The organism is Pseudomonas frederiksbergensis, from assembly GCF_900105495.1.
GTDB classification, from domain to species: Bacteria; Pseudomonadota; Gammaproteobacteria; order Pseudomonadales; family Pseudomonadaceae; genus Aquipseudomonas; species Aquipseudomonas frederiksbergensis.
Genome location: NZ_FNTF01000002.1, coordinates 2,107,610 through 2,120,663 on the forward strand (window position 1 = coordinate 2,107,610; position 13,054 = coordinate 2,120,663).

At 59.5% G+C, this 13,054-nt stretch carries 9 protein-coding genes; 6 read left to right on the plus strand and 3 right to left on the minus strand.

All coding sequences use genetic code 11. The features are described 5' to 3' along the window. Positions 1-155 precede the first annotated feature (155 nt). The 4 genes from BLW70_RS10000 to BLW70_RS10015 all read left to right on the plus strand — a co-directional run bounded on the left by BLW70_RS10000 (position 156) and on the right by BLW70_RS10015 (position 5,048). Positions 156-1,667: an efflux transporter outer membrane subunit gene (locus BLW70_RS10000; protein ID WP_074873868.1), complete on the plus strand. Its 1,512-nt coding sequence runs from the start codon at positions 156-158 to the stop codon at positions 1,665-1,667. 154 nt (positions 1,668-1,821) lie between these two features. Beyond that, positions 1,822-4,002, plus strand: a complete 2,181-nt coding sequence (locus BLW70_RS10005) for an FUSC family protein (protein WP_074873869.1) — start codon at positions 1,822-1,824, stop codon at positions 4,000-4,002. Further along, positions 3,992-4,192 carry a DUF1656 domain-containing protein gene (locus BLW70_RS10010; RefSeq protein WP_074873870.1) on the plus strand — a complete coding sequence of 67 codons (201 nt, stop codon included), beginning with the start codon at positions 3,992-3,994 and terminating at the stop codon, positions 4,190-4,192. The genes BLW70_RS10005 and BLW70_RS10010 overlap by 11 nt, the downstream gene beginning before the upstream one ends. A gap of 7 nt (positions 4,193-4,199) precedes the next feature. Beyond that, complete coding sequence (locus BLW70_RS10015) at positions 4,200-5,048, plus strand: efflux RND transporter periplasmic adaptor subunit (protein ID WP_074873871.1); 849 nt, start codon at positions 4,200-4,202, stop codon at positions 5,046-5,048. Between the two features lie 148 nt (positions 5,049-5,196). On the opposite strand, the gene BLW70_RS10020 is transcribed toward BLW70_RS10015, so the two are convergent. The 3 genes from BLW70_RS10020 to BLW70_RS10030 all read right to left on the minus strand — a co-directional run bounded on the left by BLW70_RS10020 (position 5,197) and on the right by BLW70_RS10030 (position 7,066). Continuing rightward, positions 5,197-5,595 (minus strand): DUF4440 domain-containing protein, encoded by a 399-nt coding sequence (locus BLW70_RS10020; protein WP_074873872.1) that lies wholly within the window; start codon positions 5,593-5,595, stop codon positions 5,197-5,199. A 147-nt stretch (positions 5,596-5,742) separates the two neighbouring features. After that, a complete protein-coding gene (locus tag BLW70_RS10025; RefSeq protein WP_074873873.1) occupies positions 5,743-6,567 on the minus strand; it encodes an SDR family oxidoreductase in 825 nt (274 codons plus the stop codon). Between the two features lie 34 nt (positions 6,568-6,601). Then, positions 6,602-7,066 carry a multidrug transporter gene (locus tag BLW70_RS10030; RefSeq protein ID WP_074873874.1) on the minus strand — a complete coding sequence of 155 codons (465 nt, stop codon included), beginning with the start codon at positions 7,064-7,066 and terminating at the stop codon, positions 6,602-6,604. A gap of 182 nt (positions 7,067-7,248) precedes the next feature. Between BLW70_RS10030 and BLW70_RS10035 the strand changes: the two genes are divergently transcribed. Then, positions 7,249-10,029, plus strand: a complete 2,781-nt coding sequence (locus BLW70_RS10035) for an RHS repeat-associated core domain-containing protein (protein WP_235865032.1) — start codon at positions 7,249-7,251, stop codon at positions 10,027-10,029. A 241-nt stretch (positions 10,030-10,270) separates the two neighbouring features. After that, positions 10,271-13,003, plus strand: a complete 2,733-nt coding sequence (locus BLW70_RS10040) for an RHS repeat domain-containing protein (protein WP_235864994.1) — start codon at positions 10,271-10,273, stop codon at positions 13,001-13,003. Positions 13,004-13,054 lie beyond the last annotated feature (51 nt).

A 13,054-nucleotide genomic window follows, 5' to 3' on the forward strand; every position in this document is an offset into this window, starting at 1 on the left:
TTGTGACACGAAGTTTCAGGGTCTGAGACCCCGACTAACGGATTATCGCGTTAACGGTAACAAAGATTCACAGGATTCCCAGCTTATCGCCAACAAGGCCGCCCCCTAGAATTGCCCACCTCAGGAACAACTCCCCACCTCAGGAAATCGCAGCAGTGCCGCGTCGCATCAACAGAGCGCTTCAGACGCTCAGTGTTTTGGCTTTAACCCTGACAATCAGCGGCTGCATCGGTACCGGAGGTATTGCCCCGCAGGGTAAGGCGCTGGAGGCCAATTCATTGGCCACCGACGAAGCCATCCAGAACGCCGAACAGGACGCTCACTGGCCCACCGCGCAATGGTGGCAGGCCTATGGCGACCCGCAATTGAACCGCTGGATCGACCTTGCGCTGCAAGGCAGCCCGACCATGGCCATGGCGGCGGCGCGAGTGCGCCAGGCCAAATCCATGGCCGGGATCGCCGAGTCCGCCGAGTCGCTACAGATCAATGGCCAATCCACGCTCAAACGCCACAACTGGCCCACCGATCAGTTCTACGGGCCGGGCGAGTTGGCCAACACCACCACCTGGGACAACAACGCCGCGCTGGGCTTCAGCTACGCCCTCGATCTTTGGGGGCGCGAAAGCAACGCCACCGAGCGCGCCGTCGATATGGCTCACATGACGGCCGCCGAAGCACGGCTGGCGCAGCTCGAATTGCAGAACAACATAGTGCGCGCCTACATCGAGCTGTCGTTGCATTACGCGCAACGGGACATCGTCAAGGCGACCCTGAATCAGCAGCAGCAAATTCTCGACCTCGCGCAGAAGCGCCTGAGCGGTGGCATCGGCACCCATTTCGAAGTCAGTCAGGCTGAAACGCCGCTGCCGGAAACCCACCGCCAGATCGATGCACTGGACGAAGAAATCGCCCTGAGTCGCAACCAGCTCGCGGCCCTTGCCGGCAAAGGTCCGGGGGAGGGCGCGCAATTGCAGCGGCCAACGTTGTCGTTAGGCGCCGCGCTGAAACTGCCGTCGTCGTTGCCCGCGCAGTTGCTCGGTCAACGCCCGGACGTGGTCGCCAGTCGCTGGCAAGTGGCGGCCCAGGCACGGGGAATTGATGTCGCGCACGCTGGTTTCTACCCCAACGTCGACCTGGTCGGCAGCCTCGGCTACATGGCCACCGGCGGTGGAGCGCTGGAGTTTTTGACCGGCAAGAAGCTCAACTACAGCGTCGGCCCGGCGATCTCGTTGCCGATCTTCGACGGCGGCCGCTTGCGCTCGGAGCTGGGCGAAGCCTCGGCGGGTTACGACATCGCCGTGGCCCGGTACAACCAGACGCTGGTCAACGCGCTGAAAAACATCTCCGACCAGTTGATCCGCCGCGAATCCATGGACAAGCAGCAAACCTTCGCCGCCGAGTCGGTGGCCACGGCCCAGAAGACTTACGACATCGCGATGATCGCCTACCAGCGCGGGCTCACCGACTACCTCAACGTGCTCAACGCCCAGACGTTGTTGTTCAAACAGCAGCAGGTTCAGCAGCAGGTGCAGGCGGCGCGCCTCGGTGCTCATGCTGAGCTGGTGACGGCACTCGGCGGCGGATTGGGTGCGGGTGACGACGTGCCGAAAGACAGCCAGACCCAGGCGCCGAAAACCCCGGCCCTGCTTAAGAGCCTCTCGAATTGAACACAAAACCTGTGGGAGTGAGCCTGCTCGCGATTGCGGTGTGTCAGTCAATGATGATGTCGCCTGACACACCGCAATCGCGAGCAGGTCGAATCGTCGCACCGTCGCTCCCACTGGTGCCGCGCCCGGTCTTAATTTCAATGAGCAGGATTCCATGACTCCCTTGCCCGCACCTTTGCGCTGGCTGTATTCCCTTGAATGGCGCCGGGGTTTTTTCGACTGGGCGCGCAGTGATGGCGTGACCTGGGTCTATATTTTCAAGGTGCTGTTCGCCGCGTTTCTGACGCTGTGGCTGGCCATGCGCCTGGAGTTGCCGCAACCGCGCACGGCGATGATTACCGTGTTCATCGTCATGCAGCCGCAAAGCGGTCACGTGTTGGCCAAGAGTTTCTATCGTTTCCTTGGGACATTGGCCGGCTCGGCGGTGATGGTCGCGCTGATTGCCTTGTTTGCGCAGAACACCGAGTTGTTCCTCGGTTCGCTGGCGATCTGGGTCGGCATCTGTTCGGCGGGCGCGGCGCGCTATCGCAACTTCCGCGCCTATGGTTTTGTGCTCGCCGGGTACACCGCCGCGATGGTCGGTTTGCCCGCATTGGCGCACCCGGACGGCGCGTTCATGGCCGCCGTCTGGCGGGTGCTGGAAATCTCCCTGGGAATTATCTGCTCCACGCTGGTCAGCGCCGCGATCCTGCCGCAATCCGCCAGTGCCGCCATGCGCAACGCCTTGTATCAGCGCTTCGGGGTGTTCGCGCTATTCGTCACGGATGGCTTGCGCGGTCGCAGTAAACGGGAAGCTTTCGAGGCGAGCAACGTGCGCTTCATCGCCGAGGCCGTGGGGCTGGAAGGGTTGCGCAGCGTCACCGTGTTCGAAGACCCGCACATGCGTCGGCGCAACGGTCGGCTCAGCCGCTTGAACAGCGAGTTCATGGGTGTCACCACGCGCTTCAATGCCTTGCACCAGTTGCTCGAACGCCTGCGCAGCAGTGAGGCGGATCACGTGGTGACGGCGATCAAGCCGGGTTTGCAGGACCTCGCCGAACTGCTCGATGGCTTCAGCGGCCGTGCCCTGACCGACGCCGATGCGAGCCGTCTGGTCATCGCGCTGACCGCCTATAAAGAAGGTCTGCCGGCGCGGGTTCGCAGCTTGCGAGCGGTTTTTCAGGAGAGCGCCCCGAGCGACGCCGAGCAGCTGGATTTTCATACCGCGTATGAACTGCTCTATCGCTTCGTCGACGATTTGCACAGTTATGCACAGACCCACGCGTCGCTGGCCGATCACAGCCACGCGCGCGAGCAATGGGATGAGCCGTTCACTCCGCAAACCAACTGGATGGCGTCGGCCGCCTCGGGGATTCGCGCGGCATTCATTCTGGTGGTTCTGGGCAGCTATTGGGTCGCCACCGCGTGGCCGAGCGGGGCGACGATGACCCTGATCGCCGCCGCGACCGTGGGCCTTTCGGCGGCGACGCCGAACCCAAAACGCATGGCCTTTCAGATGGCTTGCGGGACGTTCCTTGGGGCATTGATCGGTTTCGTCGAGATGTTTTTCATCTTCCCGTGGATCGACGGTTTTCCATTGCTCTGCGTGATGCTCGCGCCGGTGATCGTGCTCGGTTCGTTTCTCACTTCGCGGCCGCAATACGCCGGTGTCGGTCTCGGTTTGCTGATCTTCTTCAGCACCGGTTCGGTGCCGGACAACCTCACTGTTTACAACCCTTACGCCTTTATCAACGACTACATCGCCATGGTGCTCGGTATGCTGGTGTGCGCGGCGGCCGGGGCGATCATTCTGCCGCCCAACAGCCGCTGGTTGTGGCGTCGGCTGGAGCAGGATTTACGCGGGCAAGTGGTGTACGCCATCAGCGGCAAACTCAAGGGGCTGGCGTCGAGTTTCGAAAGCCGCACCCGCGACCTGCTGCATCAGGCCTACGGTCTCGCCACAGGGCAGCCGCAGGTGCAACGGGACTTGCTGCGCTGGATGTTCGTGGTGCAGGAAGTCGGCCACGCGATTATCGAGTTGCGCAAGGAACAGGCAATCCTGCCGGTGCATCCGGCCTATGCCGAATCGCAGCCGTGGCGTCAGGCGATCCGGGTGATGGGGCGCTCGCTGGTGCGGCTGTTTCTGCAACCGAGCCAGAGCAATCTGGAGCGTGGATTGATCGCCGTCGATCATGCGATCAGCCGCGTGCAAGCCACCGACGAACCTTTCGCGCCGCACTTCGACACCTCGGCCCTGCGTCGGGTGAAGAGCTATTTGCACTTCATCCGCACTTCGTTGCTGGACCCGCAATCACCGCTCGCCGCTTATGCCAAAGGACTTGAACATGCCTCGTGAAATTGCCTTCCACGGCGTGTACATGCCGACCATGACCCTGATGTTTTTCATCGCGGCAGCGCTGGCCTGGGCATTCGACCGGTTCCTGTCCGGGTTTGATCTGTACCGCTTCTTCTGGCACCCGGCGCTGCTGCGCCTGAGCCTGTTTACCTGTCTGTTCGGCGCCCTGGCGCTGACTGTTTACCGTTGAGGCCCTGATGAAAAAGCTTTTCAGCCTGCTCGCCACTTTATTGGTGCTGGCCCTTGCGATGTGGATCGGCCGGACCCTGTGGGTGCATTACATGGACACGCCATGGACCCGCGACGGCCGGGTGCGCGCCGACATCATCAACGTCGCCGCCGACGTCACCGGGGAAGTGGTGGACGTGCCGGTACGCGACAACCAACAGGTGAAGAAGGGCGATTTGCTGATGCGGATCGACCCCGAGCACTACCGCATCGCGGTCAAGCAGGCGCAGGCGCTGGTGGCCTCGCGCAAGTCGACCTGGGAAATGCGCAAGGTCAACGCTCACCGCCGCGCCGACATGGACAACCTGGTGATCTCCAGGGAAAACCGCGACGACGCCAGCAACATCGCCGAATCGGCCCTGGCCGATTACCAGCATGCTCAGGCACAGCTCGAAGCCGCCGAACTCAACCTCAAACGCACCGAGGTCCGCGCAGCGGTGGACGGTTATGTGACCAACCTCAATGTGCATCGCGGCGACTACGCGCGCATCGGCGAAGCGAAAATGGCCGTGGTCGACATGAACTCGTTCTGGGTCTACGGCTTCTTCGAAGAAACCAAATTGCCCCACGTGCGGGTCGGCGATAAAGCCGACATGCAACTGATGAGCGGGGAAGTGTTGAAGGGGCATGTGGAAAGCATTTCTCGCGGTATCTACGACCGTGATAACCCGGAAAGTCGCGAGCTGATTGCCGATGTGAACCCGACCTTTAACTGGGTGCGTCTGGCGCAACGGGTGCCGGTGCGGATTCACATAGATGAAGTGCCGGAGGGGGTGCTGTTGGCGGCGGGGATTACTTGCACCGTTGTAGTTAACTGACTGTAAGACCGAGTCGCCTGCATCGCGAGCAGGCTCACTCCCACATTGACCGAGTTCGAATGCAGATTTTGTGAACGACGCCACCCCTTGTGGGATTGAGCCTGCTCGCGATGAAGGCGACTCGGTCCCACTGACAGATAGCGGCAGTTCAGCCCTTGCAAAACGTCTCATGCAAATGCCGCCAAACCACCTTGCCATCCGCCTGTTTCTCAAACACCACCGTCGACCGCCGGTCAGAATGCAGACCGGTTGCATCCGCCTGTTGCTCGCGATAACTCACCGTTGCACCACCGTCGTACAGCGCGATGCCACGCAACTCGCTGAGCTCAATTCTGAACCCGAGCTTCTTGCCGCCCGCCATCAAGAACAATTCGCTCAACGCGTCGAAATCCAGCACCCGGCCCAACGGCGAGACCATGGAAAACTGCGGCGAAAAACGCATCAGCAATTGTTCAAGCGCCGGCTCGTCCTGTTCCTCGGCCAGCCATTGCTCGATGGCGACGTGGGCTTGGATCACTTCGTCGAAGTATTCGGTGTAGTCGGTCATGGACATGTTTCCTGAAATTTTCTGCGTGGGTTCTGACGCCATCGCGAGCAGGCTCGCTCCCACAGGGTTCTGCTGCGTGGCATAAATTGTATTCACACCAAAGATCCCGGTGGGAGCGAGCCTGCTCGCGATGGCGTCGACTCGGTCTCAGAGTTGCCCGCGCAACCCGAACCGCTTCATCAACCCCGCCTCCAGCAGCCCTTTAGGCAACAACCCCGCCAGCAACGGTAACGCCCGACTGCCATTGCCCAGACGAATCAGGCGCGGCGGTTTGCTGTGCTGCACGGCCTTGAGCAAACCGGCGGCAAATTCACTGGCCGGGGTCGGGTTGTCCTGGGAGGCCTTGGCCCGTGCGCGAATGCCGTCACGCAGCGGAAACCACGGTGATTGTTCGGTAATCAGTTGCTCCGCCTCATGGCCGGCATTCGTGGCAAAACTCGAGGCGATGGCGCCCGGCTGAACTTCCATGACCCGCACGCCAAACGGCGCCAGTTCCATGCGCAAGGCATCGGTCAAGGCGTGCACTGCCGCTTTCGAGGCGCAGTAGGCACCGGCAAATGGCGTGACCAAAACCCCGGACACGCTGCCGATGTTCACCACCAGGCCCTTGGCGCGACGCAGCACCGGGAACAGGGCGCGGGTGACGCCGACGATGGCGAACACATTGGTTTCGAATTGCCGCTGCATGGCCGGAACACCGCCGTCGAGCAACGGCCCCATGGCGCCGTAACCGGCATTGTTGATCAGCACGTCGAGGCCGCCATGTTGCTGGTTGATGCGCTCGCTCAAGTGTTCGAGTGCAGCGCCGTCGTTGACGTCCAGTTGCACGGCGGTAAAACCGGCAGCGGCCAGCGCCGCCACGTCTTCAGCCTTGCGGGCACTGGCCCAGACGTCGTATCCGGCATTTTTGAAAACATCGGCGAGGGCGCGGCCAATGCCGCTGGAACAACCGGTAATCAACGCAACGGGCATGGCGCGGTCCTTGTGCAAAAAAAGAAGAAGGGGATTAATCGGAGAAACTACCCTGCAAACGCTCGGCGCGAAACTCCAGTGTTTGCGGGCGATAGCCAGGGCGCAGCGGCGGCATCGGTAAACAGTCTTCCCAATTGGCGCCAGCCTGCAGTTCACCGGGGCCGCGATAGCGCGGGGCGGCGTATTGATTGTCGGCCAGGTTGACCGTATCGCCCGGCGCATACGCGGCGACGCGCCAGCGTAACTCGGTCAGCGGCACGTCGTTGCCGTTGTTCATTGTCAGATGCAACGGCCGGTCCGCCGGGCAGCGTTCGGGTGCGTAGGCGATGCGCAACTCCAGGCGCGCCAGTTGCTTGACCTCGCGGTTGTCCATCCAGATCACCCACATGGCCACCACACCCAATCCGATGGCCGCCGCCACGGAGACCGGCAACGCCTTGGTCGGGTAGCGCAGCAACAAAATCAGCCAGGTGATAACCAACAGGACGCCGATGAACATGTTTGAACGCTCCTTGAACTCATGACCACCATCCTACCGAAGGGCTGAAGGAATGGACATTCGCCGATCAAGGTCCGTTGCCGTTGGTCGGCACTGTAATTTCTGACAGTAGCCTGACCTGCCCACGAACGGTTAGATGACGGCTGGCAAACAGGGACGCGACCGGCATGCAGGCCTCGACGATGGGAATGCACCACCAAACACCCGGATTGTCCGTTGTCGACCCGCGTGGTCTGCCGATCCGTTCGGTTGATTATTGGCGCGAGGTCGAAGGTGATCCCACGCAGGCACGCATCAATCGCACCTTTCACGATGCCGCAGGCCGTGCGGTTGAACAGTGGGACCCTCGGCTTTGGGCGCTGTCAGAAGAAGATCCATTGAGGCGCGCTAACCTCACCACGGTGTTTTCGCTGGCGGGTAACGCGCTGTTCACTGACAGCGTCGATGCCGGTTGGCAGCTCAACCTGCCAGGTCTGGGCAATGAAGTGTTGCAGGGGTGGGACAGCCGAGGTGCCGGACGTGAGGTCGAATACGATGACTTGCTTCGTCCGTTAGTGGTATTCGAGCAAGGCACGACCGAGCCGCGAAGGGCGGTTGAGCGCATGACTTATGGCGGTCCCGATCATGGCGCCCGGAATCAATGCGGGCAGTTGATCCGTCATGACGACCCCGCAGGGACGGTGCTGTTCGAGGCGTTTTCAATCACCGGCAAATGCGTGAAGCAAGTCCGTCATTTCACCCTGGCCCCTGTTGCACCTGACTGGCCACAGTTGGAAGCCGATCGTCAGCGGCTGCTTGAGCCGGGGGAGGGGGCCGCTTCGACGTGGAGCTTCGGTCCGCTGAAGGATGTGCTGGAACAGGTCGATGCCAAGGGCAACCGCCAGGTCTTCAGCCTGACCCTTGACGGTCGCTTGCGTGAGACGCGTCTGCAACTTCAAGGGCTGACTACCTGGCAAACGCTGGTCAAAGAAATTCAGTACAACGCCGAGGGGCAGGTGACGCACGAAACTGCCGGCAACCATGTACAAACAACCCTTCTTTATAGCGCGGAAGATGGCCTGTTGAGGGAGCGTCGGGCACAGGACGCGAGTGCCCGGTGGTTGCAGCACTTGATCTATGACTATGACCGGACAGGCAATGTCCTGAGCATCGAGGACAAGGCACTGCCGGTGCGTTACTTCGCCAACCAGCGCATCGAGCCCATCAGTCGCTTTAGCTACGACAGCCTTTACCAATTGATCGAGGCTTCTGGCTGGGAGGCGGGCGGCCCCAACCAGGGACCGGAATCCGTGGGGCAGGCCGATCCAGCGGCGGTCAGCAACTACCGCCAGACCTACAGTTACGACGAAAGCGGCAACCTGCTGAAGCTGACGCACGTCGGGGCGAAAAATCCGGGGCGTGAATTGAAGGCGGCGCGGTACAGCAACCGCTGTTTGCCCTGGCGCAACGGCGTACCGCCCACCGAAGAGGAAATCGCTGCTGCGTTCGATGCCAAGGGCAATTGTCTGGAGCTGGATCAGGGACGGTTCCTGAGGTGGGACCTGCGTAACCAGTTGCAGTCGATCAGCCCAGTGGAGCGCGACTCGGGGCTCAATGATCAAGAGTCCTATGTCTACGATGGTGGTGGCCAGCGCGTGCGCAAAATCCGCTCACTGAACACCAACGCCCGAACCGTGGTGGCTGAAGTGCGTTACTTGCCGGGACTTGAACTGCGTACCGACAGTGGCACCAGGGAGGCACTGCAGGTCATCACCGCGCAGGCCGGGCTCAACAGTGTTCGGGTATTGCATTGGGAAACCGATCCGCCGTCCGGCGTGACCAACGATCAGTACCGTTACAGCCTGGTGGATCATCTGAATTCCTGCACGCTGGAGCTCGCCGATGATGCACGAGTCATCAGTCGGGAAACGTATCATCCGTTTGGTACAACCGCCTGGTCTGCCGGCCCGAACGACACCGATGGGGATTACAAAACCGTTCGCTATTCGGGCAAGGAACGGGATGCGACGGGGCTTTATTACTATGGATTTCGGTACTACCTACCGTGGTTGCAGCGTTGGTTGAATCCCGATCCTGCCGGGGCAATCGATGGTCTCAATCTTTATCGAATGGTCCGAAACAACCCGGTAGGGTTGGTTGATGTAGATGGGCTCGCACCTGATCCAAAGGACGGTCAGGGCAATGCAGTTTCAAGACTCAGAGGAATGTTTAGCGGACTCAGTACGTCTCCTCAACCGGCACCAGTACGTCCGTTGGTCCCGGCAAGACCGGCTTCACTTGCGCCAGCCGCTATTGCACCTTGGCCGAACGCGGAGCAAACGGTTCAGCCCTCGAAAGCCTCGGTGGTCGCGCCTCGAAGACCGCCTCCTATATCGTTGCCAACGGCGGATAAGTCAAATGAAGCGCTTCCTTCCTATGCTGGCGGTTCAATGACTGTGGGCTCACACCAATTGATGCTTGCTACATCGGGTTCCGTCATAGCCACGAGGGCGGACAATCGTTCCCCCAAAACAATACGTAAAGCGGGTGGTTTTTTTCCTAGAGATAATAGAGGGCCCAAAATCAAGGATGAGTTCAGGCGGGCAGTAGTGTCCAATGGGATTAACACCCTGGCCCAGGAACACGTTAGAAGCCCGTTTCCTGGGTACGTATCTACCGGCATGGATGAAGTTTCAGGGGGGTTCGGTGACACAAGAGCCTACCAGTACCGGATGGAAATTCCGGGATTGAAAGAGCGAGACATCAATGATCAGACGCTGGGGCTCGGGGCGCCCTTCGAATTCACTCCCAAAGGACGATTAGACACCAGACTTTTGATGAGTGATGACACGCTTGATGGGGCCGAATTCGTGGCGATTATTCCACCTGTGACAGTGGAAATGACCTTCATTACCCCGATTCCGAATGCCTACATCGTTGCCGTCAGGGAGGCGAAGAGTACTCAATGGAAACCTTTTTTATGATGATCCAGATGTAAAAAGCCCCCCGTTCGACCCTCTGCGATAGGGAAAACGCAGCGGGTCGGGAGGGAGCTTCTTGTGTTACAGATCAATCACTGCGCGATGGTTTTCACCGACACGCCGCGTTCGTTGGCGCAGAGGACGCATGCTATTAATGCCGTTGGTCGGCACTGTAATTTCTGACAGTAGCCTGACCTGCCCACGAACGGTTAGATGACTGCTGGCAAACAGGGACGCGACCGGCATGCAGGCCTCGACGATGGGAATGGACCACCAAACACCCGGATTGTCCGTTGTCGACCCGCGTGGTCTGCCGATCCGTTCGGTTGATTATTGGCGCGAGGTCGAAGGTGATCCCACGCAGGCACGCATCAATCGCACCTTTCACGATGCCGCAGGCCGTGCGGTTGAACAGTGGGATCCACGGCTTTGGGCGCTGCCAAAAGAAGAGCCGTTGAGGCGCGCCAACCTCACGACGGTGTTTTCGCTGGCGGGTAACGCGCTGTTCACTGACAGTGTCGATGCCGGTTGGCAGCTCAACCTGCCAGGTCTGGGCAATGAAGTGTTGCAGGGGTGGGACAGCCGAGGTGCCGGACGTGAGGTCGAATACGATGACTTGCTTCGTCCATTAGTGGTGTTCGAGCAAGGCACGACCGAGCCGCGAAAGGCGGTTGAACGCATGACTTATAGTGGTCCCGATGATGACGTCTGGAATCAATGCGGACAGTTGATCCGTCATGACGACCCCGCCGGGACGGTGCTGTTCGAGGCGTTTTCAATCACCGGCAAATGCGTGAAGCAAGTCCGTCATTTCACCCTGGCCCCTGTTGCACCTGACTGGCCACAGTTGGAAGCCGATCGCCAGCGGCTGCTTGAGCCGGGGGACGGTGCCGTTTCGACGTGGAGCTTCGGTCCGCTGAAGGATGTGCTGGAACAGGTCGATGCCAAGGGCAACCGCCAGGTCTTCAGCCTGACCCTTGACGGTCGCTTGCGTGAGACGCGTCTGCAACTTCAAGGGCTGACTACCTGGCAAACGCTGGTCAAAGAAATTCAGTACAACGCCGAGGGGCAGGTGACGCACGAAACTGCCGGCAACCATGTACAAACAACCCTTCTTTATAGCGCGGAAGATGGCCTGTTGAGGGAGCGTCGGGCACAGGACGCGAGTGCCCGGTGGTTGCAGCACTTGATCTATGACTATGACCGGACAGGCAATGTCCTGAGCATCGAGGACAAGGCACTGCCGGTGCGTTACTTCGCCAACCAGCGCATCGAGCCCATCAGTCGCTTTAGCTACGACAGCCTTTACCAATTGATCGAGGCTTCTGGCTGGGAGGCGGGCGGCCCCAACCAGGGACCGGAATCCGTGGGGCAGGCCGATCCAGCGGCGGTCAGCAACTACCGCCAGACCTACAGTTACGACGAAAGCGGCAACCTGCTGAAGCTGACGCACGTCGGGGCGAAAAATCCGGGGCGTGAATTGAAGGCGGCGCGGTACAGCAACCGCTGTTTGCCCTGGCGCAACGGCGTACCGCCCACCGAAGAGGAAATCGCTGCTGCGTTCGATGCCAAGGGCAATTGTCTGGAGCTGGATCAGGGACGGTTCCTGAGGTGGGACCTGCGGAACCAGTTGCAGTCGATCAGCCCGGTGGAGCGAGAGTCGGGGCTCAATGATCAAGAGTCCTATGTCTACGATGGTGGTGGCCAGCGCGTGCGCAAAATCCGCTCACTGAACACCAATGCCCGAACCGTGGTGGCTGAAGTGCGTTACTTGCCGGGACTTGAACTGCGCACCGACAGTGGCACCAGGGAGGCACTGCAGGTCATCACCGCGCAGGCCGGGCTCAACAGTGTTCGGGTATTGCATTGGGAAACCGATCCGCCGTCCGGCGTGACCAACGATCAGTACCGTTACAGCCTGGTGGATCATCTGAATTCCTGCACGCTGGAGCTCGCCGACGATGCGCGCATCATCAGCCGGGAAACGTATCATCCGTTTGGTACAACAGCCTGGTCTGCCGGCCCGAACGACACCGATGGGGATTACAAAACCGTTCGCTATTCGGGTAAGGAGCGGGATGCGGCGGGGCTTTATTACTATGGGTTTCGGTACTACGTACCGTGGTTGCAGCGTTGGTTGAATCCCGATCCTGCGGGGGATGTGGATGGTCTGAATTTTTATTTGATGGTCATCAATAACCCGATGACTTTTCGGGATGCAAATGGGTTAGCGAAAACTGGAAACTATGAAATGGAGGTGGGGTTGAAACAGAGATTGTTGCTGAACGTGGCGAAATTGAAGAGCAAAATCAGCATTTTTGATAAGGCCTCGGGCAAGTACAAAGAGTCAAATGACTTTAAAGTTGTAGAGGTTGAAATGGAGAGCAAGTATCTGGTGGGTGGCGATGAGGTAAAGAAAAATTTGAGGGACTATAAGGATATTTATAGTCGCCGCTTGAAAGCTTCGCCGCAAAGAAAGGTGGGAGGGGAAGAGTCTAATAATAGTCTCGGGGAAAGTGTTTCGGGTTATATGTTGCGAAGTGCGAATGACACGTTTGTGGTGGCGTCAAACACTCTGAACGCCCCCAATATGCATCCTGATACTGTCGTTGAACGACGATTCTTTGCTGTTCTGAAAAGGGCGGATAAGAGCAAGCTGCCTGAGCAGCGAAAAATTTACGGGCTAACCGAGTTGAGCACTTTTACAGAAAAGGGTAAGACAGAAGTAACTGTTGTTCAAACCATCGTCCACCCTGACACCCAGGGGGCTGAAGAGCGACCGGGGGAGAAAATGAGTAACGATGCTTCGATGGGAGAATTACCCCTTATGCGAGGAGTAGGAACTTACTTGACGGTGCAGTCATTAGTGTCCGTGTCGAAGAGTATGAATGTTACAAGAGTTATAACCGAGGCGATAAACCCACGCTCCGCCAAGATCGCGAGCAAGTTCGGGGCCAAATGGGTCAAAAAAAGCTAAAAGCCCCACCCAACCCGCTGCGGATAGGGAAAACGCAGCGGGCTGGACGAG